Here is a 23,404-nt window from a genome sequence, read left to right as displayed (position 1 = left end):
GCGTATGTCGAGGGGCGCTGTTTCACGTGAAACAGCGCCCCTCGATCCGTCTCGCTTCCCGAACCGGAGGATCAGCCCCCCGGCTTGATCGGCATGAGGCAGAGCACCACGCTGCTCCGGCTCTTCCGGCTGCCGGAGGTCTCGGTGTACGCGACGTACTTCTCCGCATCGCAGAGATCGGTGTCGGAGGAGTCGTCGTGCACTGCGGCAACCCTGAACTCGGCGGCATTCGAATCGCAGTCAGCGGATTCCATGTCCGGGCTGAGGTTGGTGCCCTTGTTCTCCAGGCAGTCGCCGACCGCTGCGGCCTTGGCGTCGGACTCGAATATCTTGTCCCAGCCGAACTTGAGCCCTGCCAGCGCGCCGAGGGCCACCACGATGATGATGATGTTGCGCACCGCGAGGAAGGCCTTCTTGCCGCCGGACATGTTCTGCGGCGGGCCCTGCGGGGGCATCCCCTGGGGCGGCATACCCTGTGGGGCCGGGCCGCCGGGCTGGCCGCCCCAGGGCTGCTGCCCCTGATGCGGCGGGTAGGGCTGCTGTGGCGAGCCGTATCCCTGCTGCTGCGGCGAGCCGTACGCCGGCTGCTGCTGGGGGTAGCCGTATCCGGGCTGTTGCTGCTGCGGGTAGGGCTGTTGGGGAGGCTGCTGCCCGTATGGTCCAGGGCCCTGCTGAGGCGGATAGGTCATGCGCGTTCCCCCGTGAATCATGCACAGTTTTCTTTTGACGCGCGCACGCTATACGACCTCACCGGCTCGGCTCCAGCGGAACAGGGTCATGGCCACCAGGGCGTAGAGCGCGGCCACTCCGATCACGACTGCGGCCGACCTGCCGTCAGGAGGCAGCATGAGGGCGGCGGCGCCGGCCGCGCCGACGAAGGCCACGTTGAACAGCACGTCGTAGAGCGAGAACACCCGGCCGCGGAAGGCGTCGTCCACCGAGGTCTGCACCACCGTGTCCGTCGCGATCTTCGCGCCCTGGGTGACGAGCCCGAGCACGAAGGCGGCGACGAGCATCGGTGTGGGGGTGAACCACAGTCCCAGCGCCGGCACGAGGACGGCTGCGGCCGCCGAGCACACCGTCATCCAGCGGAAGCGGCCGAGCCGTGCCACGGCCCAGGGAGACAGCACCGCCGCGGCGAAGAACCCCGCACCCGACACCCCCACCGCGAGCCCGAGCAGCGCCAGTCCGTGCGACTCGGTGTCCGCCCAGGCGTACCGGCACAGCATCAGGACCGTCACCGTCAGCGCCCCGTAGCAGAAGCGGATCACCGTTATGGCGGCCAGCGCCCGTGCGGCGTGCTCGCGTTCCGCCAGATGGCGCAGCCCGGCGCCCAGGCCGCGGGCGGTCGTGGCCAGAGCCCTGCGCAGCGGGAGCGGGCTGCTGCCCCGCTCCGGTCCGAGGAGTCCGGCGGCAAGGGTCAGGGACGCCACCGCCGAGGCGAGGTAAAGAGCCGCGCCCAGCAGCACCACCGCCGCGTCGGAGTCCGCCAGCAGCAGCCGTACGACGAAGGCGAGGCCGCCGCCCGCCGTCGCGGCGAGGGTGCCCGCGGTCGGGGAGAGGGAGTTGGCAAGGACCAGCCGTTCCCGGTCGACGACGCGTGGCAGCGCGGCGGAGAGGCCGGCCAGGACGAAGCGGTTGACGGCGGTGACGCACAGGGCCGAGGCGTAGAAGAGCCAGTCCGGTGCGGAGCCGAGGATCAGGAGCGCCGTGCAGCACGCGAGTCCGGCGCGCAGCAGGTTGCCGTAGAGGAAGACCTGGCGGCGGGGCCAGCGGTCCAGGAGTACTCCGGCGAACGGCCCGATGAGCGAGTAGGGCAGCAGCAGCACGGCCATGGCGGAGGCGATGGCGCCCGCCGATGTCTGTTTCTCCGGGGAGAAGACCACGTGTGTCGCGAGCGCCACCTGATAGACGCCGTCGGCCGACTGGGACAGCACCCGTACGGCCAGCAGGCGGCGGAAGTTCCGAAGGCGCAGGAGAACGCGCAGGTCGCGCACGACGGGCATGGGAGCAAGGGTCACATACGTTGAGGGTCCCCGGGCGGATTGCCCGGGGACCCTCAACGGTGCGGAGCCCGGGAGCGTCACCGCTCCCGGCTGTGCCGCGCCGGCGCAACCGGGGCCTCCTGGCCGGATTCGGCCTGAACCGGAGAGGAGGCCCTACGCAGGCGGCGTCAGTTGGAGACGTCGCCCCGGATGAACTTCTCGACGTTCTCGCGGGCCTCGTCGTCGAAGTACTGGACCGGCGGGGACTTCATGAAGTACGAGGACGCGGAGAGGATCGGGCCACCGATGCCGCGGTCCTTGGCGATCTTCGCAGCGCGGACGGCGTCGATGATGACACCGGCCGAGTTCGGGGAGTCCCAGACCTCGAGCTTGTACTCCAGGTTCAGCGGAACGTCACCGAAGGCGCGGCCCTCGAGGCGCACGTACGCCCACTTGCGGTCGTCCAGCCAGGCCACGTAGTCCGACGGGCCGATGTGGACGTTGTCCGCACCGAGCTCGCGGTCACGGATCTGCGAGGTGACGGCCTGCGTCTTGGAGATCTTCTTGGACTCGAGGCGCTCACGCTCGAGCATGTTCTTGAAGTCCATGTTGCCGCCGACGTTCAGCTGCATGGTGCGGTCCAGGACGACGCCCCGGTCCTCGAACAGCTTCGCCATCACGCGGTGCGTGATGGTGGCGCCGACCTGCGACTTGATGTCGTCGCCGACGATCGGGACACCGGCCTCGGTGAACTTGTCCGCCCACTCCTTGGTGCCGGCGATGAAGACCGGGAGGGCGTTGACGAACGCGACCTTGGCGTCGATGGCGCACTGCGCGTAGAACTTCGCAGCGACCTCGGAGCCGACGGGCAGGTAGCAGACCAGGACGTCGACCTTGCGGTCCTTGAGGATCTGGACGATGTCGACCGGGGCCTCGGTCGACTCCTCGATGGTCTCGCGGTAGTACTTGCCGAGCCCGTCGTGGGTGTGGCCGCGCTGGACGGTCAGTCCGGCGTTCGGCACGTCGCAGAGCTTGATGGTGTTGTTCTCGCTGGCGCCGATGGCGTCCGAGAGGTCGAGGCCGACCTTCTTCGCGTCGACGTCGAAGGCGGCGACGAACTCGACGTCCCGTACGTGGTATTCGCCGAACTGGACGTGCATCAGGCCGGGCACCTTGCCGGCCGGATCGGCGTCCTTGTAGTACTCGACGCCCTGGACCAGCGAGGCGGCGCAGTTGCCCACGCCGACGATGGCTACGCGAACCGAACCCATTCCGGTTGCTCCCTGTGTGTAATGGATGTTCCTGATGAGGTCCCCGCGGATCTGCGGGGACCTCACTTGGCGGTGTCGCCGGACGGATCCGGCGGGTTGTTACCCCGCCGGGGCAGGCCGTCCGGCTCTCCTGCGGTGTTCTGCTGAGCTGAGCCCTCGGGCGAGGATCGTCGCTGATCCCGTCCCGACCGCTCGCTCTCGATGAGCTCGTTCAGCCAGCGCACTTCGCGCTCCACGGACTCCATGCCGTGTCGCTGAAGCTCAAGTGTGTAGTCGTCGAGACGCTCACGGGTGCGGGCCAGAGAGGCGCTCATCTTCTCGAGACGCTCCTCCAGCCGGCTGCGACGGCCTTCCAGCACCCGCATCCGCACCTCGCGCTCCGTCTGTCCGAAGAAGGCGAAACGAGCAGCGAAGTGCTCGTCCTCCCAGGAGTCGGGGCCGGTTTGCGAGAGCAGCTCCTCGAAGTGCTCCTTACCTTCCGCCGTCAATCGGTAGACGATCTTGGCGCGGCGCCCTGCCAGAGAAGAGGAAGGCGCCGCCGCCCGGCCGGAGCCGGTCGGAAGGTCCGGTGGAGCGTTTCCCGGCTCCTCGATCAACCAGCCGTTGGCGACCAGCGTCTTGAGGCAGGGATAGAGGGTCCCGTAGCTGAAGGCACGGAAGATCCCCAGCGATGTGTTGAGGCGTTTACGCAGCTCGTAGCCGTGCATCGGGGACTCGCGGAGCAGTCCGAGGACAGCGAACTCAAGGATGCCGGAGCGTCTGCTCAACCTCGCCTCCTCCTTCTCCGAGTGCCTCGTCCGTCCCTGCGCCGGGCTGGTATGCCGGGCCGATGTACCGAGCTGATGTATCGACTCGATACATCAGCACGATAGATCGGAGTCTCTGCTGGGGCAAGGGGGGCCTTAGTGAACGGCGTCACATCACTAATTCTTAGGAACCGACTTGCGTAATTTGAGGTGAAGTTCGGTCCAAGGAGGGTTTTGACCGTGCGTAGTCTGTCCGGCATGCAGACCACCGGGAACCGTGTGACGCCCGACCGCGTCAGTCTTCGCGGACTGACCGGACGCGCTGCGGACGTGCCCGTCGCAGGGCTGGTCCGTAATTCGGGGGGACCGGATCTCAACTGCCGCTTCCAGGCGTTCTCGCCTGCCCGAGGAGTAGTCGTTCGATGAGCGAGCACCGTCGCAAAACGCCGCAGCCGCAAGGTGGCGGGCGTGCAGCGACCAGACGAGCCACCCAGCAGTCCTCAGGACGCCGCGCGGAACCGTCACGCAGCGTCACTGCGGAGTCACCTTCCGATGCGCACGACGGGGACACCCCGTACGGCGGACGTGCCGCCGCGAGACGGGCCGCCCAGCGCGGCTCCGGCGGGCGCGGTGGTTCCGACGGCGGAGGGCGGCGCCGGGGCGGTGGCGACGACGGGGCCGAGGGCCCCGGCAGGGGCCGAGGGCGCGGGAGCCAGCGCCCGGCCAAGAAGCGCTTCATCGACTACCCGCGCGCGGGTAAGCGCGGTGTGCGTCGCTGGATGCCGTCGTGGAAGCTCGTCTCCGGCCTGTGCATCGGATTCGTGGGCCTTCTGCTGGGCGTTGCCAGCATCGCGTACGCGATGGTGACGATGCCCAAGGTGAACGATGCCGCGAAGGCGGAGAACAACGTCTACTACTGGTCGGACAACACGCAGATGGTCGCGACCGGTGGTGCGGCCAACCGCCAGGTCATCGCCTACGAGCAGATTCCCGAGGCGATGCGCAACGCCGTCATCTCGGCGGAGAACAAGTCCTTCGAGCACGACAAGGGCATCGACCCGATGGGTATCGGCCGGGCCGTGTGGAACATGGCCAAGGGCGGCCAGACGCAGGGTGGCTCGACCATCACGCAGCAGTACGTGAAGAACTCGCGGCTCTCCCAGGAACAGACCCTGAGCCGGAAGGTCGAGGAGCTCTTCATCACGCTGAAGGTCGGCGAGCAGGGGAACAAGAAGGAGGTCATGGCCGGGTACCTCAACGTCTCGTACTACGGGCGTGGCGCTTCGGGTATCCAGGCGGCGGCCCGTACGTACTACGGCAAGGACGCCACGGACCTGGACCCGAGCGAGTGCGCCTTCCTCGCGACCCTGCTCAAGGGCGCCAGCTACTACGACCCGGCAGGTGCTCCGGACGTCGACGCGGAGCAGGCGACGCCGGCGAAGAACCTGGACCGGGCGAAGAAGCGCTGGCGGTGGATCCTCGACGAGGAGTTCAAGGACGGCCGGCTGTCGAAGGCCGATCACGACAAGTACCAGAAGTTCCCGATGCCCAAGCCGCTGAAGAAGGACGCCCAGCTGGGCGGCCAGACCGGCTACATGGTCGAGCTCGCCAGGAAGTACTTCCTGGCCAATAACGACCAAGGCGTCACCCCCGAAATGCTCAACCAGGGCGGCTACGAGATCCACACGACCTTCGACAGGGAGAAGGTCGGGCAGCTGAACAAGGCGGTCAAGCGGGTCTACGACAAGAACATCGACCCCAAGAAGCGCCCGGACAAGGACACGCACGTCCAGTTCGGTGGTGGGTCCGTCGATCCGGAGACCGGCGCCATCAAGGCGATCTACGGCGGCAAGGACGCGACCCAGCACTACACCAACAACGCCAACCCGACCGGCGCCGCGGTGGGTTCGACCTTCAAGCCCTTCGTGCTGGCGGCCGCGATGGAGTACGGCAAACGGGACCCCAAGCTCGGCCCGGACCAGGACGACTCGGAGCGCGAGAAGGTCTCGCCGTTGAGCATCTACAACGGCAACAACAGGCTGAAGATCAAGAAGTACAACGGCGACATCTGGACCAATGAGAAGGGCGAGGAGTGGCTGCAGACCAACGACGGCAACCACTCCGAGGGCAACGTCACCCTTCGTAAGGCGATGGAGGTGTCCGCCAACTCCCCCTACGTCCAGCTGGGCATGGACGTGGGCACCGACAAGGTCAAGAAGGCGGCCATGGCGGCCGGTCTCAAGGACGACGACCAGATGGCGAACTCGAACGTTCCGTCGTTCTCCATCGGTACGTCCTCGCCGAGCGTGATCCGGATGGCCGGCGCGTACGCCACGTTCGCGGCCAGCGGCCAGCAGCGCGAGCCGTTCTCGGTCACGCAGGTGAAGAAGCTCGGCAAGGTGATCTACCAGCACGAGACGGTCACCAAGCGCGCCTTCGACAATGTCGTCGCCGACAACGTGACCGACGTGCTCAAGAACGTCGTCGAGAAGGGTACGGGTACGCCCGCCAAGATTCCGGGCCGCGATGTGGCGGGCAAGACGGGTACGACGGACGACAACCTCTCCGCCTGGTTCGTCGGCTACACCCCGCAGCTCTCGACGGCGATCAGCATGTACCGGCTGGACGACAACGAGAAGCACAAGGGCCGCAAGTTCGAGAAGATGTACGGCACCGGCGGTGAGGAGAAGATCCACGGTGCCTCGTTCCCGGCCCAGATCTGGCACGACTACATGGCCGAGGCCATGAAGGGCCAGAAGGTCGTGGACTTCCCGAAGGCGGAGCCGATCGGCGAGAAGGTCTACGGAGGCGGCGCGAGCAGCCCCAAGCCGACGCCCAGCTACACACCGCCGCCGAGCCCGTCCACGACCCCGTCCGACACGCCCCCGCCCAGCCCTTCGTCCACGCCGTCGACAACGCCCGACCCGACGGAGAGCTGCGGCACCTGGGACTGGAACTGCCAGAACGACAACGGCGGTACGTCCGACGGCGGGGAGACCGGCGGCACCGATCCCACCACGACCGGCGGGGACAACGGTGGTACGCCCGGCACCTCGGACGGGACGACGGCGGGCAACGGTGATCCCGGCGGGACCAGTCCGCCCCCCGACGGGGGCAACGGCGACATCTTCGGTGGGCCGCCCGGGTAGCGTCCGGGAAGCGGCCTGAGCCCGGCCGGCAGGCCGGCGCGAGGGAGTCCGACAGCCACGACGAGGGCCGCCGCACCACACGGTGCGGCGGCCCTCGTCGTTCGCACAGTCCGGTACGGCAGGATGTGCGGCATGCCAAGTGCAGAGGACACGAGCGTGCAGCAGGAACGGCCCGTCGTACGGCCCACGCGTGAGGACGAGATCGCCGCGGCGGGCAGCGAGCTGATCGGCGGGAGGTCGGGCCGCTGGTCGCGGCTCGGCACCACCGCACTCACCCCCGTGGGTGCGGTCGCGCTGGTCGCACTGGGGATGTTCGCGCTCGGCATGGTGCAGAAGCTGCCCTGCTACAACTGGGCCTGGTTCCAGGGCGCCGGCTCCCAGTACACCCACGCCTGTTACTCCGACATTCCGCATCTCTACGCCGGGCGCGGCTTCTCCGACGGTCTGGTGCCCTACTTCGACCGGCTGCCCGGCGACATGCAGTACCTGGAGTACCCGGTCCTTACCGGGGTGTTCATGCAGATCGCGGCCTGGCTGACCCCGGGTGGTTCGATCCAGCACCAGGAGCAGGTCTACTGGCTGGTCAACGCGGGCATGCTGATGATCTGCACCGCGATCATCGCCGTCTGTGTCGCGCGCACGCACCGGCGCCGTCCCTGGGACGGCCTCCTGGTCGCCCTCGCCCCCGCCTTCGCCCTCACCGCCACGATCAACTGGGACCTGCTGGCCGTCGCCCTCACGGCCGCGGCGATGCTCATGTGGTCCCGTAGCCGGCCGCTGGCGTTCGGCATCCTGGTCGGGCTGGCAACGGCCGCCAAGCTCTATCCCGTGCTGCTGCTGGGGCCGGCCTTCGTGCTGTGCTGGCGGGCCGGGAAGTGGCGGGCGTTCTGGGTGGCTACGCTCGGCGCCGCGGCCTCCTGGCTGGTCGTCAACCTGCCGGTGATGCTGTTCGCTCCCGACGGGTGGAAGAAGTTCTACACCTTCAGCGAGGAACGCTCGATCGACTTCGGCTCCTTCTGGCTGATCATCACTCAGCGCACCGGTGAATCGATCGACGTCAGCACGGTCAACACCGTCTCGACGCTGGCGACGGTCGCGCTGTGCGCCGCGATCGGCGCGCTGACGCTGACGGCGCCGCGCAGGCCTCGGTTCGCACAGCTCGCGTTCCTCGTCGTCGCGGTGTTCATCCTCGTCAACAAGGTCTACTCACCGCAGTACGTGCTCTGGCTGATCCCCCTCGCCGCGCTGGCCCGGCCGCGCTGGCGGGACTTCCTGATCTGGCAGGCGTGCGAGGTCATGTACTTCCTGGGGATCTGGATGTACCTCGCCTACACGACGAGCGGCGACAAGCACCAGGGCCTGCCGACGGAGGGCTACCAGCTCGCCATCGCCCTGCACCTGCTGGGCACGCTGTACCTCTGCGCGGTGGTCGTGCGGGACATCCTGATGCCGGAGCGGGACGGGGTACGGAACGACGGGTCGGACGATCCGTCGGGCGGGGTGCTCGACGGGGCGCCGGACGCCTTCGTGCTGGGCCGCACGGCCGCGTATCCGCCGCGCCATGCCGCACTCACGGTCCAGGGGCCACGCGTGGAGTGGGGCACCGGGGGCACGCCGGCCGCCGACTGAGCGAGGGGCTCGGGGCCGCGGCTCTCGCGGCGGCCCCGGGCGGCTCAGCGGTCGACGAGGCGGTCGAACTGCGTGGTGGTGTGGCGCAGGTGGGCCACCAGCTCGTCGCCGACCCTCGGCTCCTCGGCGTCCGAGGGCACGAACAGGATCGACACCTGCATGTGCGGCGGCTCCGCGAACCAGCGCTGCTTGCCGGACCAGACGAACGGCGACAGGTTGCGGTTTACGGTGGCCAGGCCGGCGCGGGCGACGCCCTTGGCGCGCGGCATCACGCCGTGCAGCGCCTTCGGGGCCTCCAGGCCCACCCCGTGCGACGTACCGCCCGCGACGACCACCAGCCAGCCGTCGGACGCGGCCTTCTGCTGCCGGTAGCCGAACCGGTCGCCCTTGACGACGCGTGTGACGTCGAGCACCGCGCCCCGGTACTCCGTCGCCTCGTGGTCGCCGAGCCAGAGCCGGGTCCCGATGCGGGCGCGGAAGCGGGTCTGCGGGAACTGCTGCTGGAGCCGGCCCAGTTCCTCGGCGCGCAGGTGGCTGACGAACATCGTGTGCAGCGGCAGCCGGGCCGCCCGGAGGCGGTCCATCCAGGCGATGACCTCCTCGACGGCGTCGGAGCCGTCCGTGCGGTCCAGCGGCAGGTGCAGGGCGAAGCCTTCGAGCCGTACGTCCTCGATGGCGGCGTGCAGCTGCCCGAGCTCCTCCTCCTTGACGCCGTGCCGCCGCATCGAGCTCATGCACTCGATGACGACCCGGGCGCCCACCAGGGCGTGCACCCCGTCCACGGACGAGACGGAACGGATGACCCGGTCGGGCAGCGGTACCGGCTCCTCACCCCGCCGGAACGGCGTGAGCACCAGCAGATCGCCGCTGAACCAGTCCTTGATCCGGGCCGCTTCGTAGGTGGTGCCGACCGCGAGCGTGTCGGAGCCGAAACGGATCGCCTCGTCGGCCAGCCGTTCGTGACCGAAGCCGTACCCGTTGCCCTTGCAGACCGGTACGAGCCCGGGGAACTGATCGAGCACGGATTTCTGGTGCGCCCGCCAGCGCGCGGTGTCGACGTACAGGGAGAGCGCCATGGCCGGTCCGGAACCTTTCTGGTGGCTGCGGTGTATCAGCGGTGTGAAGAGCTACTTGAAGAACCCATTGAAACGAATGAAGCCGGTTTCGTCAGCCTTGCGCCACGGATCAGCGGCGGGACATGTACATGTCTAGGGCCTTGTGCAGCAGCTTGTTGAGCGGGAAGTCCCACTCGCCGAGGTATTCCGCCGCCTGGCCGCCGGTACCCACCTTGAACTGGATCAGTCCGAAGAGGTGGTCGGTCTCGTCCAGCGAATCGGAGATGCCGCGCAGGTCGTAGACGGTGGCGCCCATGGCGTACGAGTCGCGGAGCATCCGCCACTGCATCGCGTTCGAGGGCCGGACCTCACGCTTGTGGTTGGCGGAGGCACCGTAGGAGTACCAGACGTGACCGCCGACGATCAGCATGGTCGCGGCCGCGACGTTCTCGCCCTCGTGACGGGCGAAGTACAGCCGCATCCGGTTGGGGTCCTCGTTGTTGAGGGCCGTCCACATGCGCTGGAAGTAGCCGAGCGGGCGCGGCCGGAAGTGATCGCGCTCGGCCGTGATCTCGTACAGCCGCTGCCACTCGGCGAGCTCGGCGTAGCTGCCCTGGACGACCTCGACGCCGGCCTTCTCGGCCTTCTTGATGTTGCGCCGCCAGAGCTGGTTGAAGCCCTTGTGGACGTCTTCGAGCGAACGGTTCGCCAGCGGCACCTGGAAGATGTAGCGAGGCTGTACGTCACCGAAGCCGGCACCGCCGTCCTCGCCCTGCTGCCAGCCCATCTTCCGCAGCCGGTCCGCGACTTCGAATGCGCGGGGCTCGATGTGGGTGGCCTCGACGTCGCGCAGGCGCTTCACTTCGGGGTCCTGGATACCGGCCTTGATCGCGTGTGCGTCCCAGCGGCGGATGACGACCGGCGGACCCATCTTCACGGAGAAGGCGCCCTGCTGCTTGAGGTGCGTCAGCATCGGCTGCAGCCAGTCGGCCAGGTTCGGGGCGTACCAGTTGATGACCGGGCCCTCGGGCAGGTAGGCGAGGTACCGCTTGATCTTGGGCAGCTGCCGGTAGAGCACCAGGCCGACGCCGACGAGCTCCTCGCCCTTGTCGAACCCCCCGCCGCTCTTGAACCAGCCCAGGCTCTCCGAGCGCCACTCGGCCTTCACATCCGCCCATGCCGGGACCTGCATGTGACTCGCCGCGGGCAGACTCTGGATGTATGCCAGATGCTGCTCTCGGCTGATGGTCCTCAGGGTCAGGCTCATGCGGGGCGCTCCTCGGCAGGTGTGTCCCCATCGGTCAGGGGCTCCGGCTCTCGCGCCGAAGCCTACTGTGACCGGGAAGCGCGCGGTCTGGCCCTGTCGTACCGGGACGGTTCCGGCAGGTGGTGCGGGGGGCGGCGCCGGGCTGCGACGCCGCCCCGGGCCCGTGCCGGGGCCGCCGGATACGGGCGGACTCAGCCCACCACGCCGCCGAAGAGGCCGCCGTGGGCCATGCCGAGGAAGAACCCGATGGCAGAGGCTCCGATACCGAGGATCAGCGGGAACCTCTCCCGCGTCGTCACGGAGATGTACTGCCCGTACGCGCCTACGAGAATTCCGACGAGCCCGGCCCACGAGCTGATCAGATGCAGGCCGTGGAACCACGCCGTGACGAACGCGAGGATGCCGAGGGCCAGCGTCACCGCCACCAGGGCGTCCTGGAGTGGATGAGCCTTTCCGTCCGTGGCGAAGAGGGAGACGGACGAGCGGGGTCGCACTGCGTGTGCCATGGAGTACCTCCTGGCCGAAAGGCGGCGCATCGTGGCGCCGCTCACACCCGATGTGTACAGATTGCGTCTCCTGACCACCGGATTTCAACCGGAAGCCTGTCTGCGGGTACTCTGGACGGTCTGCACCGGTGTCTGCCCAGGCCACCCCACATCAGCCCCTCCTCGAGGGAGGGCGTTGTCAGTGGCGGCTGTTTTACTCGGAGACACTGTTGCTTACGCATCACGACCCTCCTGCCACGGAACGACCGTGGCCGCTGAGTCCAAAGGAGGTGGGTTCCACATGCGTCACTACGAGGTGATGGTCATCCTCGACCCCGATCTCGAGGAGCGAGCAGTCTCCCCGCTGATCGAGAACTTCCTCTCCGTCGTCCGTGAGGGCGAAGGAAAGGTTGAGAAGGTCGACACCTGGGGCCGTCGTCGGCTCGCTTACGAGATCAAGAAGAAGCCCGAGGGCATCTACTCGGTCATCGACCTGCAGGCCGAGCCTGCGGTCGTCAAGGAGCTCGACCGCCAGATGAACCTGAACGAGTCGGTCCTCCGGACCAAGGTCCTCCGTCCCGAGATCCACTGAGCTTCTAGCTCAGTGGTCATCGGGTTCGAGTAGCAGCAAGCAGCCAGAAGCAATCCCCGCCGAGAGGTTCACCCATGGCAGGCGAGACCGTCATCACGGTCGTCGGCAATCTCGTCGACGACCCCGAGCTGCGCTTCACCCCGTCCGGTGCGGCGGTCGCGAAGTTCCGCGTCGCGTCCACTCCCCGCATCTTCGACCGGCAGACCAATGAGTGGAAGGACGGCGAAGGCCTGTTCCTCACCTGCTCGGTCTGGCGGCAGGCGGCGGAGAACGTCGCCGAGTCGCTCACGCGAGGCATGCGCGTTGTCGTGCAGGGCCGGCTGAAGCAGCGGTCGTACGAAGACCGCGAGGGCGTCAAGCGCACGGTCTACGAGCTGGACGTCGAGGAAGTCGGCCCCAGTCTCAAGAGCGCCACCGCCAAGGTCACCAAGACCACCGGTCGCGGTGGCCAGGGCGGCCAGGGCCAGGGTGGATACGGCGGCGGTCAGCAGGGTGGCGGTAACTGGGGCGGCGGTCCCGGTGCTGGTGGCCAGCAGGGCGGTGGCGGTGCTCCCGCCGACGACCCGTGGGCCACGAGCGCGCCGGCCGGCGGCCAGCAGGGCGGGGGCCAGCAGGGCGGCGGAGGCGGCTGGGGCGGAAGCTCCGGCGGTTCCGGCGGTTCTGGTTCATCTGGCGGCGGCTACTCGGACGAGCCGCCCTTCTAGGGCAGCTCGTACCCCCACTTCTTGATCACACAGGAGAAACACCATGGCGAAGCCGCCTGTGCGCAAGCCTAAGAAGAAGGTCTGCGCGTTCTGCAAGGACAAGACCCAGTACGTGGACTACAAGGACACGAACATGCTGCGGAAGTTCATTTCCGACCGTGGCAAGATCCGTGCCCGCCGCGTCACCGGCAACTGCACGCAGCATCAGCGTGACGTCGCCACGGCTGTCAAGAACAGCCGTGAGATGGCGCTGCTGCCCTACACGTCCACCGCGCGATAAGGGAAGGGTGACCGAATCATGAAGATCATCCTCACCCACGAGGTCTCCGGCCTCGGTGCTGCTGGCGACGTCGTTGACGTCAAGGACGGGTACGCCCGTAACTACCTGGTTCCGCGTGGCTTCGCCATTCGCTGGACCAAGGGCGGCGAGAAGGACGTGGCGCAGATCCGCCGCGCCCGCAAGATCCACGAGATCGCCACGATCGAGCAGGCCAACGAGATCAAGTCCAAGCTCGAGGCCGTGAAGGTCCGTCTGGCCGTTCGCTCCGGCGACGCCGGCCGTCTCTTCGGCTCCGTCACCCCGGCCGACATCGCCTCGGCGATCAAGGCCGCCGGTGGTCCGGACGTCGACAAGCGTCGCGTCGAGCTCGGCTCGCCGATCAAGACGCTCGGCGGACACCAGGTGTCCGTGCGTCTGCACCCCGAGGTCGCTGCGAAGCTCGGCGTCGAGGTTGTTGCTGCCTGATCAGGCCGCATCTCAGCAGAACAGTGAAGGGCCGCACCTCTTGAGGTGCGGCCCTTCGCCGTGTCTAGGGCGTGTTTCACGTGAAACACGCCCCGGACCAGGTGGCTCAGCGAGCGGCGCCGGTGACCAGCCACTTGCCCGAGCGGGTCCGTAGCCAGAGCGTCGCCATGCGAACGACCATCATCAGGGTCATCGCACACCACAGTGCGGTCAGCCCACCGCCGAGGGTCGGAACGAGCAGGGCCACCGGGGCGAAGACCGCCAGGGTGACGAGCATGGCCCAGGCCAGATACGGGCCGTCCCCGGCGCCCATCAGCACGCCGTCCAGGACGAAGACGACCCCGGCGACCGGCTGGGTCAGGGCCACCACCAGCAGGGCGGGGAAGAGGGTGTCCTGGACGGACTGGTCGCTGGTGAACAACGGCACGAACAGCGGTCGGGCGAGGACGATCAGCACTCCGAACAGCACGCCGGAGGCGACGCCCCACTGCACCATGCGGCGGCAGGCCTCACGCGCGCCCCTTGTGTCATCGGCTCCCAGGTACCGTCCGATGATGGCCTGCCCGGCGATGGCGATGGCGTCCAGCGCGAAGGCCATCAGGCTCCACAGCGAGAGGATGATCTGGTGCGCGGCTATGTCGGTGTCGCCGAGTCGGGCGGCGACAGCGGTGGCGATGAGCAGGACGGCGCGGAGCGACAGCGTACGGACCAGGAGGGGGACGCCTGCCTGGGCGCTGGCCCTGATGCCTGCGACGTCGGGCCGCAGTGAGGCCCCGTGCCGACGGGCTCCCCGGACGACCACGACGAGATAGGCCACCGCCATTGAGATCTGGGCGATCACCGTTCCCCAGGCCGATCCGGCGATGCCGAGGCCGGCTCCGTAGACGAGCCCCACATTGAGGGCTGCGTTCGCCGTGAAACCGCCGATGGCGACATAGAGCGGGGTACGGGTGTTCTGCAGACCCCGGAGCACACCGGTCGCGGCCAGCACGATGAGCATGGCGGGGATGCCGAGACTGGAGATCCGCAGATAGGTGGTCGCATACGGGGCCGCGGTGTGCGATGCCCCGAAGATTTCCACGAGCCACGGGGCCAGCGGGAACACCAGGGCGATGACCGCCAGGCCGAGGGCGATGGCCAGCCAGATGCCGTCCATGCCCTGACGGATCGCGGAGGTCAGGTCTCCGGCACCGACGCGTCGGGCGACCGCTGCTGTGGTGGCGTACGCGAGAAAGACGAAGATGCTCACGCCGGTCGTCAGGAGGGCTGCCGCAACGGCCAGGCCGGCCAGTTGCGGGGTCCCGAGATGGCCGACGATGGCACTGTCGACCATGACGAAAAGGGGCTCGGCCACGAGCGCGCCGAAGGCGGGAACCGCGAGTGCGATGATCTCGCGGTCGTGCCGACGGCGGCTGGGCGGCGGGCTCGCCGGTGCCTGGGTCATGGGGGCCAATCTAATCTTCCACAGGTAACAGATGCAATCCCTTATTGATCCTTACATCTGTGGGAGTTCGGTGTTCTGCTGCGCGTGTGTTGCCGTGATCTTGCGCCGACTCGGAAAGTTTTTCTCCCCCACAGCCGGTGGATGGGAAACGTGCAGGTCAGGGCCGTGATGGCGGGGGTGCTATGAGTTTGTCCACAGTGCTGTCCCCCGGTCCGTGCACAGGTTCTGCGTGGTTCTCCACAGCATCTGGTCCGTCGTCCACATGCCCTGTGGATAACCAGATTGGCTGACGGTGCTCGGAGGCCTACCGTGGTGCGGCGCCCCCACCCCGTTTCGGCCCTGGAAACCGGCAGAACCCGACACACCGCAACCGGAGTCGGGCGTCTTGTTTGTCGGTGCCGTGCCGTAAGAAAGAGTGGCACGGCTAGGTCCGCGGAGCGGACGGGAGGAGGCGGCCGGATGAGTATCCCCGAGCCCTTGGACGACCCCTGGGCCGACACCGGCCCCAGCGACCGGCTGCCCGTTTCCCGCCAGCGCCGGGGCGAGGGCCGTGACCGAGGTGAGCAGCACGACCGCGGCCGGGAGAGCAACGGCTGGGAGGGCGGTTCCCCGGGATTCGAGCGGGTGCCGCCCCAGGATCTCGACGCGGAACAGTCGGTCCTCGGCGGCATGCTCCTGTCCAAGGACGCCATCGCCGACGTCGTGGAGATCATCAAGGGCCACGACTTCTACCGCCCCGCCCACGAGACCGTCTTCCAGGCGATCCTCGACCTCTATGCCAAGGGCGAGCCGGCAGACCCGATCACCGTGGCGGCCGAACTCGTCAAGCGCGGCGAGATCACCAAGGTCGGCGGAGCCCCGTATCTGCACACGCTGGTCCAGTCGGTGCCGACCGCGGCCAACGCCTCGTACTACGCGGAGATCGTTCATGAGCGCGCGGTGCTCCGCCGTCTCGTCGAGGCCGGTACGAAGATCACGCAGATGGGATACGCGGCCGACGGAGATGTCGATGACATCGTCAACTCCGCACAGGCCGAGATCTACGCCGTCACCGAGCAGCGGACCAGCGAGGACTACCTGCCGCTCGGCGACATCATGGAGGGCGCGCTCGACGAGATCGAGGCGATCGGTTCCCGCAGCGGGGAGATGACCGGGGTACCGACCGGATTCACCGACCTCGACGCCCTGACCAACGGCCTCCACCCCGGCCAGATGGTCGTCATCGCGGCCCGGCCCGCCATGGGTAAGTCCACGCTCGCACTGGACTTCGCCCGAGCCTGTTCGATCAAGAGCAACCTGCCCAGCGTGATCTTCTCCCTGGAAATGGGCCGCAACGAGATCGCGATGCGTCTGCTGTCCGCCGAGGCCAGGGTGGCGCTCCACCACATGCGCTCGGGCACCATGACCGACGAGGACTGGACCCGGCTGGCCCGACGGATGCCGGACGTCTCCGCCGCCCCGCTCTACATCGACGACTCCCCGAACCTCTCCATGATGGAGATCCGGGCGAAGTGCCGTCGCCTCAAGCAGCGCAACGATCTCAAGCTGGTGGTCATCGACTACCTGCAGCTGATGCAGTCCGGTGGCTCGAAGCGTGCCGAGAGCCGTCAGCAGGAGGTCTCGGACATGTCCCGAAACCTCAAGCTCCTCGCCAAGGAACTCCAACTGCCGGTCATCGCGCTCTCCCAGCTGAACCGTGGCCCGGAGCAGCGGACGGACAAGAAGCCGATGGTCTCCGACCTCCGTGAGTCCGGTTCCATCGAGCAGGACGCCGACATGGTGATCCTGCTGCACCGCGAGGACGCCTACGAGAAGGAGTCACCGCGGGCCGGCGAGGCGGACCTGATCGTGGCCAAGCACCGTAACGGCCCGACGGCGACGATCACCGTCGCCTTCCAGGGGCACTACTCGCGCTTCGTGGACATGGCGCAGACCTGACCGGTGCCGTGCACGTCCCGGATTCGGGCGGTCGCCAGGATCCGACGGAGGGGGACCCCCAGCCCGCTTCCTACGGTGAATCGCGCGACGACGGCGGGCCGGAGGAAGCCGGCCATGCGATGTCGTCGAACCCCAGCCACGGCGCGGCGGCCAGGGCTGCGGGCGTGGCGTCGGTGAACGCCCTGATCTCGCGGTGGAGATGGGACTGGTCTGCATAGCCGCTCACGGCCGCCACCCGGGCGGTGGCGTCACCCGCCGCGAGCAGGTGAGCCGCGTGGTCGAAGCGCACCAGCCGGGCGGCGTGCTTGGGGGTGAGGCCGATCTGGGACCGGAAGCGGGACCAGAGGCGCTTTCGGCTCCAGCCCACCTCGGACGCCAGATCGCCGACCCTCAGTTGTCCGCGGACGGCCTGGATCCGCCCCCAGGCGGCAACCACCTCGCGATCGAGCGGTGGGCGGGCGTTCAGCCGTCGGCCCAGGACATCCGCCGCGATCGTGAACCGTTCGTTCCACGAGGTGGCGGCGCGCAGCCTGTTCTCGGTTCGCGCGGCGTCGCGACCCCAGACGTCGGTGAGGGTGACCACCGTCCCGACGAGCTCGGTCGATGCGTCGAGCACCGTGGCGGCCGCGACCGGCGACAGCCGGATCTGGAGGCACCGGCACCGTTCGGCCGTAGGGCCGCTGACTCGAAGGCCGCCCGGAATCAGTCCGACGGCCACACTGCCGTGAACGCGCCCGCCGTCGGTGTCGTGGACGGGGCCGGCCCCCTCGCTCAGGTCCACGAGCAGGGTGAGCGATGGGTGCGCGACCATGCTGATGTCCACGAGAGCCGGTACACGCTGGTCGAACCCGGCCATGCTGATACCCGGAGTGGTGTGCCGAGGACGGTTCCCAGCGGGGGTCCGCAGCGCCGAAGATCACCAGGACCGGAACGTCGAGGGCGGCGAGGCGTTCGGGGACGCTTCGTTCGGCGATGTACGCGGTGTTCCGGCGCAGCACCGCCCTGAACGTGCGGTAGCCGATGCCCCGGGCCTCGGCGACCAGCTTGTCGGGGATGTCCACCGGGCGCTTGCATACCGCGGTCATCCCTCTTCGGAGCATCGCGTCCGAGCGGACCGGCCACAGGAGCGGGCCCAGCGGCGGGGCGATCAGCATCCGCAGGAGGGCCGGCTGCGGAAGCAGCGCGTCCGGGCTCGGGCCGCTGCTGATCAGTGCGAGCGAACCGACCAGCTCGGGGCGCTGTTAGGTGAGCGCGGTGGCGATGTAGCCACCGCTGGAGTGGCCGATCGCGGTGACCCGGCCGAGGGCGAGCCCGTCGAGCACCGTGGCCAGGCGGTCGGCCTGTTCAGGCACGTCGTACGACGGTGAGGGCGGGGACTGGCCGTGACCCGGGAGGTCGATCCGGACGACGTGGTGCCGGTTGGCGAGTGCCGATACCACCGGGTCCCAGGAGCTGCCGGAGGACCCCGACCCGTGGATGAGCACCAGCGGCGGCGCCTGGCGCGGACCGTGGCGGACCACGTGCATTCCGTGCGGGTGTGTGACGTCTTCATGTCCCATGCACGAGACGATGCCCGCGCCACCGGCTGCCGGTCTTGTACAAATGTCGTCGCGAGGACGAATGCCCGCCGGAACGCCGCGCTTTCGGCCGTCAGCCGGGCTGGAAGAACTCGAGCATCCTTTGGCCGGCGTCCGGTGACATCAGCAGTTCCTGCATCTTCGCGGACATCCGGGCGGCGGCGCCGGTGCGTTCGAACATCTCGCGTTCGTACTCCTTGACGGCGGCGGGGACGTCGTCCGGGTGCGCGGCCAGCGCGAGGCCGAGCAGAGCGCCGTCGAGCAGTGCCATGTTGGCGCCCTCTCCCACCGGCGGCATCAGGTGCGCGGCATCGCCGAGCAGCGTGATGTCCGGCGCCGACGGCCAGGTCAGTCCGGCCGGGAGCGTGGTGAGCGACCGAGGTACGACGGTGTCGTCGCAGGCCCTGATCAGTGCGGTGATCCGCGGGTCCCAGCCGGGGAGCAGGTCGATCAGCCGGGCTCGGGCGGCGGCCGGGTCGTCGAACGGGATCCCGCTGGTCGCGAACCAGTCCTCAGGGGTGTTGTAGAAGCTGAGGCCGATGCGAACGCGGCCGTCGCCGTTGCGCTGCGCCGCCAGGGAGATCCCGTTGCCGAGCACCCAGTAGTTGCCGCGCCCGACCATCGCCGCGAGGCCGGGGTGCGTGCGGTCGATGTCGGGAATGCCGATCTCGACGACGTTCTGGCCTATGTGCGCCGGGCGGGCGTCGGTGAGCAGCGCGCGGACCCGGGAGTGCGCGCCGTCCGCGCCGACCAGCAGGTCGTACGTGGCGCTGCCGCCGCCGGAGAAGTGGAGCAGGCCGTTCCTGGCGGATTCGAAGGTGTGCCCCCAGCGCACCGCACCGTCGGGGAGGGAGTCCAGCAGCAGGTCGCGCAGGTCGGCGCGGTCGATCTCGGGGCGGTCGGGCGGGGCGTCATCGGGCGTGTCCTCCTGGAGGAGCAGGGTGCCGTCCGGCTCCAGGAGGCGCATGTCCTGGCCCTCGCCCCGGGCCATCGCGTGGAACCGGTCGATCAGACCGGCCTCGCGCAGCGCCTGCTGACCGGAGTGGATGTCGAGCATGCCGCCCTGACCGCGTGCGTCGCGGGAGGGTTCCCGCTCGTACACGGTGGCTTCGATCCCGTTCACGTGCAGCACCCGGGCAAGGGCCAGGCCGCCGGGGCCGGCCCCGGCGATGGCGACGGTCATGAGCGTTCCTCCGAGACACTGTATTGGCCGAAACACTGTATCGCTCCATGCGATGTATTGTGAGCGGCATGTTGGTGTGGGAGAGGCCGGAGCCCCCGAATCGCCCCGTGCCCGTCCCGTTGAGCCGGGAGCGCATCGTGCGAGCGGCGATCCAGCTGGCCGACGCGGACGGCCTGGGCGCGGTGTCACTGCGCAAGGTCGCCGCCGCGCTGGACGTGCGTCCGATGCGGCTGTACAGCTACATCGCCGGCAAGGAGGAGCTGCTCGACCTGATGGTCGACGCCGCCTACGCCGGGATCCACCCGGTCGGGGACGGCTGGCGTGAGGTGCTCCGCTCTCATGCCGAGGCCACCCGGCGCGCCGCCCACGAGCACGAATGGCTGGCCGATCTGCTGGGCGGGCGGCCCCAGCTTGGACCGAACGCGCTGGCCAACGGGGAGATCCTGGTGGCCGCGCTGGGCGATGTCGATGTGGACGCCGCCATGCCGGTGGTCGGCGCGGTCAACGCGTACGTGATCGGCGCGGTGCGTCGGGAGAACGCCGAGCGGCGTGCCGAACGGGCCACTGGAATGGACGAGAAGCGCTGGCAGGCCGAGCTCGGGCCCTACCTGGTGCGGACGTTCGCCACCGGCCGTTTCCCCGCCCTGGCCGCGGTGGTGCGTGACGCCGCCCACCTGGACGCGGACCAGACGTTCACGCTCGGCCTCGACTTCCTGCTCGACGGCATCGAGGCGCGCCTCTCGAAGTGACGCGGTGCCAGGGGCCGCGACGGACGGGAGAGGTGACTCAGTCGAGTACGGCGGCGACGGCCTCGATCTCGACGAGCTGGTCCTTGTAGCCGAGCACGGTGACGCCCATCAAGGTGCTGGGGACGTCATGGTCGGCGAACGAGTCGCGGACCACCTGCCAGGCGGTCACCAGGTCCTCCTGCCGGGACGACGCGACGAGGACCCGGGTGCTGATGACGTCCTGGATCGACGCGCCTGCGGCGGAGAGAGCGGTTCGCATGTTCTCGATCGCCTTCGCCGCCTGGCCCGCGTAGTCCCCGATCGCCGCCGTGGAGCCGTCCTTGTTCAGCGGACATGATCCGGCGAGGAAGATCAGGCGGGAGTCGGCGGGTGCCGTGGCAGCGTATGCGTACTCGGCGACATCGGAGAGGGAGTCGGAGCGGATCAGGGTGATGGCACGAGCCATGGTCGCGGGGTCCTTTCCCGGTCGGTGCGGCGGGACGGGCGCCCCGCCTGCCGTGTCATGAAGACGGTTGTGCCGCCGCTGCGGCCGGTTCTCCCAGGGGGAGGCACTCGGCGAGCAGATCGAGGAAATCGCGCCAGGCCCGCTCAGCATGCAGGGGGTGGTGGCCGACGCCGGGGAGCACGGTGTGGTCGACCGTCGGGTGGTGGAAGGCGTGGAGGGCCCCGCCGTAGACGACGAAGCGCCAGTCGACGCCTGCTGCCTGCATCTCGGAGGTGAACGCCTCGCGGTGGGCGCGCGACATGATGGGATCTTCCGAACCGACGCCGGCCCATACCGGACAGTTGATGCGTGCCGCCTCGCCCGGCCGGCCCGTGTTGAGGCCGTTGATCGTTCCGATCGCGCGGAGGTCTACGCCGTCGCGTCCGAGTTCCAGCGCGATGATGCCCCCGGTGCCGTACCCGATGGCGGCGATCCGTTCGGGGTCGGTCCGTGGTTCTGCGCGCAACACGTCCAGGGCCGCGTGCCCGATGTCCCGCATCCGGTCGGGCGAGGCGAGCAGCGGAGTCACGTGCGCCAGCATTTCCTCGGGGTCGGCCAACACGCGTCCGCCGTTGATGTCGAAGGCAAGCGCCACATACCCCAGCTCGGCCAGGGCGTCGGCCCGGCGGCGCTGGAGGTCGTTCAGACCGAGGCCCTCGGGCCCGAGTAGGACCGCGGGCGCGCGGTCTGCACCGGCCGGGAGCGCGAGGTGACCGATCATCGTCAGGCCGTCGGCCGGGTACTCGACCGTGCGCGTGGTAATCGTCGTCATGCAACTGGACTGTAGTGATCGGCGGACCCGGGTGGGCGGGTCTTCACCGTCGGCGGAACTCGGCCGGATATCCGCCCGGCGAAGGCCCGTCGGCCGGAGGTCCGCCCGGCCGGGCCCATCGGGCGGCAGTGGCTCCCGGCACCGAGTCGGTCGGGCGGGCCGGTCGGGCGGCCCGAAGAATCCGGTGGCCTCCGGAGGTTCCGGGCGGTAGTTGTTGACGATGACCACTCCTGCCGAACAGTTGCTTCCGACTACGCAGCGCGCTCTGCTGCGCCGCATCGCCATCGCCCAGTCCGATGGGCGTTCACCCTCCTTCGTAGCCGCTGTGCAGCGTCAGGGCCAGCCCGTCTGGCACGGCGCCCGCAGCTGTGTCGACGGCCATGCCCCGGATTCCGACACACAGTTCCGGATCGGATCCCTCACCAAGATGTTCACCGCGGTGCTGGTTCTGCGGCTGCGTGACGAGGGCCTGCTGGATCTGGCCGATCCGCTCGAGAAGCACCTCCCCGGCACCGGAGTGGGCGAGGTGACCATTCATCAGCTGCTGGGTCACAGCGCGGGGCTCAGTGCGGAAGCGCCTGCTCCGTGGTGGGAGCGGACGCCGGGAAGCCTGCGGCCCGAGCTCGCCGATGTGCTCGGTGAGCAGACCCGGATGCACACGCCCGGCCGGCGTCACCACTACTCCAACCCCGGTTACACGCTGCTCGGAGCCCTGATCGAAGCCGTGCGCGGAGCGTCCTGGGAGCAGGTTCTGCGGCGCGAGGTCCTGGAGCCCCTCGGCATGCACCGCACGAGCACCGGCCCGGAGGCACCGCATGCCGGAGGCTGGGCCGTTCACCCGTGGGCCGACGCCATGCTGCCCGAGCCGGCCGAGGACCTCGGACTGATGGCGCCGGCCGGCCAGCTCTGGTCCACCACCGCCGATCTTCTCCGGTTCGCCGTCTTCCTTGCCGAGGGGGACGACCGGGTGCTCTGCGCCGCGTCCGTGGCGGAGATGAAGGAGCCGTCCGCGCCGCCCGAGTCGGGGGACTGGGAAGGGAATTACGGTCTGGGACTGCAGGTGATCCACAGGGAGGGCCGCACGCTCGTCGGTCACACCGGGTCGCTGCCCGGATTCCTGGCCACCCTGTGGTTCTGCGCCGAGGAGGACGTGGCAGCGGTGGTGCTCGCCAACGCCACCTCCGGGCCGCAGATCGGGGAGGTGGCCGCTGAGCTCGTGGACATCGTCGCGGAGGCCGAGCCCCGCATCCCGGAGCCGTGGCGCCCGCTGCCCGAGGTGGACGCCGAACTGCTCGCGCTGACCGGCCCCTGGTACTGGGGCACGCGTGCCAACATCCTGCGCCTGAAAGCCGATCGCGGACTGGAACTGCGCGGTCTCCGCGGCGACGGACGAGGCGCTCGATTCACTGCCCGGCCGGACGGCACCTGGATCGGGCTGGACGGCTATTACGCGGGGGAGACGCTGCGGATCGTCCGCAACGACGACGGCAGCGTGAACCATCTGGACCTGGGCTCGTTCGTCCTCACTCGTGAGCCGTACGATCCCGCAGCAGCCGTACCGGGCGGCGTGGACGAGAACGGGTGGCGTGGCCTGGGAGGTTGAGCGTCGTGTTTCACGTGAAACACGCC

General features: G+C 68.8%; 21 protein-coding genes and 1 pseudogene. 9 read left to right on the top strand and 13 right to left on the bottom strand.

The window, feature by feature from the left end:
• Positions 1 to 71: 71 nt before the first annotated feature.
• The 4 genes from EDD93_RS10275 to EDD93_RS10260 form a co-directional block, all read right to left on the bottom strand.
• Positions 72 to 689, bottom strand: a complete 618-nt coding sequence (locus EDD93_RS10275) for a hypothetical protein (RefSeq protein ID WP_123524856.1) — start codon at positions 687 to 689, stop codon at positions 72 to 74.
• A 48-nt stretch (positions 690 to 737) separates the two neighbouring features.
• Positions 738 to 2,006 carry an MFS transporter gene (locus EDD93_RS10270; RefSeq protein ID WP_123524855.1) on the bottom strand — a complete coding sequence of 423 codons (1,269 nt, stop codon included), beginning with the start codon at positions 2,004 to 2,006 and terminating at the stop codon, positions 738 to 740.
• A 167-nt stretch (positions 2,007 to 2,173) separates the two neighbouring features.
• Complete coding sequence (locus EDD93_RS10265) at positions 2,174 to 3,256, bottom strand: inositol-3-phosphate synthase (RefSeq protein WP_123524854.1); 1,083 nt, start codon at positions 3,254 to 3,256, stop codon at positions 2,174 to 2,176.
• Positions 3,257 to 3,318: 62 nt separating this feature from the next.
• Positions 3,319 to 4,023, bottom strand: a complete 705-nt coding sequence (locus EDD93_RS10260; protein ID WP_123524853.1) for a PadR family transcriptional regulator — start codon at positions 4,021 to 4,023, stop codon at positions 3,319 to 3,321.
• Between the two features lie 401 nt (positions 4,024 to 4,424).
• On the opposite strand from EDD93_RS10260, the gene EDD93_RS10255 reads away from it, so the two are divergent.
• Both EDD93_RS10255 and EDD93_RS10250 read left to right on the top strand, forming a co-directional pair.
• Positions 4,425 to 7,151: a transglycosylase domain-containing protein gene (locus tag EDD93_RS10255; protein WP_123524852.1), complete on the top strand. Its 2,727-nt coding sequence runs from the start codon at positions 4,425 to 4,427 to the stop codon at positions 7,149 to 7,151.
• A gap of 132 nt (positions 7,152 to 7,283) precedes the next feature.
• On the top strand, positions 7,284 to 8,780 hold the full coding sequence (locus EDD93_RS10250) for a glycosyltransferase family 87 protein (RefSeq protein ID WP_123524851.1): 1,497 nt from the start codon (positions 7,284 to 7,286) through the stop codon (positions 8,778 to 8,780).
• 44 nt (positions 8,781 to 8,824) lie between these two features.
• Here the strand turns inward: EDD93_RS10250 and EDD93_RS10245 are convergent, their stop codons facing one another.
• The 3 genes from EDD93_RS10245 to EDD93_RS10235 all read right to left on the bottom strand — a co-directional run bounded on the left by EDD93_RS10245 (position 8,825) and on the right by EDD93_RS10235 (position 11,608).
• The gene (locus tag EDD93_RS10245; RefSeq protein ID WP_123524850.1) at positions 8,825 to 9,856 is read right to left on the bottom strand and encodes an alanine racemase; all 1,032 of its coding nucleotides are present in this window, start codon (positions 9,854 to 9,856) and stop codon (positions 8,825 to 8,827) included.
• 109 nt (positions 9,857 to 9,965) lie between these two features.
• Complete coding sequence (locus EDD93_RS10240) at positions 9,966 to 11,102, bottom strand: peptidoglycan bridge formation glycyltransferase FemA/FemB family protein (protein ID WP_123524849.1); 1,137 nt, start codon at positions 11,100 to 11,102, stop codon at positions 9,966 to 9,968.
• A 191-nt stretch (positions 11,103 to 11,293) separates the two neighbouring features.
• Positions 11,294 to 11,608 carry a hypothetical protein gene (locus EDD93_RS10235; protein ID WP_123527684.1) on the bottom strand — a complete coding sequence of 105 codons (315 nt, stop codon included), beginning with the start codon at positions 11,606 to 11,608 and terminating at the stop codon, positions 11,294 to 11,296.
• A 280-nt stretch (positions 11,609 to 11,888) separates the two neighbouring features.
• Between EDD93_RS10235 and rpsF the strand changes: the two genes are divergently transcribed.
• The 4 genes from rpsF to rplI all read left to right on the top strand — a co-directional run bounded on the left by rpsF (position 11,889) and on the right by rplI (position 13,628).
• Positions 11,889 to 12,179 carry a 30S ribosomal protein S6 gene (gene rpsF, locus EDD93_RS10230; RefSeq protein WP_018101872.1) on the top strand — a complete coding sequence of 97 codons (291 nt, stop codon included), beginning with the start codon at positions 11,889 to 11,891 and terminating at the stop codon, positions 12,177 to 12,179.
• Positions 12,180 to 12,253: 74 nt separating this feature from the next.
• Positions 12,254 to 12,883 carry a single-stranded DNA-binding protein gene (locus EDD93_RS10225; protein WP_123524848.1) on the top strand — a complete coding sequence of 210 codons (630 nt, stop codon included), beginning with the start codon at positions 12,254 to 12,256 and terminating at the stop codon, positions 12,881 to 12,883.
• Between the two features lie 43 nt (positions 12,884 to 12,926).
• Positions 12,927 to 13,163, top strand: a complete 237-nt coding sequence (gene rpsR, locus EDD93_RS10220) for a 30S ribosomal protein S18 (protein ID WP_003967857.1) — start codon at positions 12,927 to 12,929, stop codon at positions 13,161 to 13,163.
• Between the two features lie 18 nt (positions 13,164 to 13,181).
• Positions 13,182 to 13,628, top strand: a complete 447-nt coding sequence (gene rplI, locus EDD93_RS10215) for a 50S ribosomal protein L9 (RefSeq protein WP_073733221.1) — start codon at positions 13,182 to 13,184, stop codon at positions 13,626 to 13,628.
• 106 nt (positions 13,629 to 13,734) lie between these two features.
• On the opposite strand, the gene EDD93_RS10210 is transcribed toward rplI, so the two are convergent.
• Positions 13,735 to 15,072, bottom strand: a complete 1,338-nt coding sequence (locus tag EDD93_RS10210; RefSeq protein WP_123524847.1) for an MATE family efflux transporter — start codon at positions 15,070 to 15,072, stop codon at positions 13,735 to 13,737.
• A gap of 459 nt (positions 15,073 to 15,531) precedes the next feature.
• Between EDD93_RS10210 and dnaB the strand changes: the two genes are divergently transcribed.
• Positions 15,532 to 17,010: a replicative DNA helicase gene (gene dnaB / locus EDD93_RS10205; protein ID WP_123524846.1), complete on the top strand. Its 1,479-nt coding sequence runs from the start codon at positions 15,532 to 15,534 to the stop codon at positions 17,008 to 17,010.
• A gap of 70 nt (positions 17,011 to 17,080) precedes the next feature.
• Here the strand turns inward: dnaB and EDD93_RS10200 are convergent, their stop codons facing one another.
• The 3 genes and pseudogenes from EDD93_RS10200 to EDD93_RS10190 all read right to left on the bottom strand — a co-directional run bounded on the left by EDD93_RS10200 (position 17,081) and on the right by EDD93_RS10190 (position 19,770).
• Positions 17,081 to 17,866 carry an AraC family transcriptional regulator gene (locus tag EDD93_RS10200; RefSeq protein WP_123524845.1) on the bottom strand — a complete coding sequence of 262 codons (786 nt, stop codon included), beginning with the start codon at positions 17,864 to 17,866 and terminating at the stop codon, positions 17,081 to 17,083.
• Between the two features lie 13 nt (positions 17,867 to 17,879).
• Positions 17,880 to 18,569, bottom strand: a pseudogene (locus tag EDD93_RS10195) (alpha/beta fold hydrolase); the annotation flags it as partial.
• Positions 18,570 to 18,660: 91 nt separating this feature from the next.
• Positions 18,661 to 19,770 carry an NAD(P)/FAD-dependent oxidoreductase gene (locus EDD93_RS10190; protein ID WP_123524844.1) on the bottom strand — a complete coding sequence of 370 codons (1,110 nt, stop codon included), beginning with the start codon at positions 19,768 to 19,770 and terminating at the stop codon, positions 18,661 to 18,663.
• Positions 19,771 to 19,838: 68 nt separating this feature from the next.
• Between EDD93_RS10190 and EDD93_RS10185 the strand changes: the two genes are divergently transcribed.
• Entirely contained in the window at positions 19,839 to 20,519 is a 681-nt protein-coding gene (locus tag EDD93_RS10185; RefSeq protein ID WP_123524843.1) for a TetR/AcrR family transcriptional regulator, read from the top strand.
• Positions 20,520 to 20,556: 37 nt separating this feature from the next.
• On the opposite strand, the gene EDD93_RS10180 is transcribed toward EDD93_RS10185, so the two are convergent.
• The gene (locus EDD93_RS10180) at positions 20,557 to 20,964 is read right to left on the bottom strand and encodes a RidA family protein (RefSeq protein WP_123524842.1); all 408 of its coding nucleotides are present in this window, start codon (positions 20,962 to 20,964) and stop codon (positions 20,557 to 20,559) included.
• A 55-nt stretch (positions 20,965 to 21,019) separates the two neighbouring features.
• Entirely contained in the window at positions 21,020 to 21,775 is a 756-nt protein-coding gene (locus tag EDD93_RS10175; RefSeq protein WP_123524841.1) for a dienelactone hydrolase family protein, read from the bottom strand.
• 220 nt (positions 21,776 to 21,995) lie between these two features.
• Here EDD93_RS10175 and EDD93_RS10170 point away from each other — a divergent pair, with 220 nt between their 5' ends.
• Entirely contained in the window at positions 21,996 to 23,378 is a 1,383-nt protein-coding gene (locus tag EDD93_RS10170) for a serine hydrolase (RefSeq protein ID WP_123524840.1), read from the top strand.
• Positions 23,379 to 23,404: the final 26 nt, after the last annotated feature.

Source organism: Streptomyces sp. 840.1, from assembly GCF_003751445.1.
GTDB lineage: Bacteria > Actinomycetota > Actinomycetes > Streptomycetales > Streptomycetaceae > Streptomyces.
The sequence above is the reverse complement of the archived record's forward strand: the minus strand, read 5'-3'. Positions and strand labels throughout refer to the sequence as shown.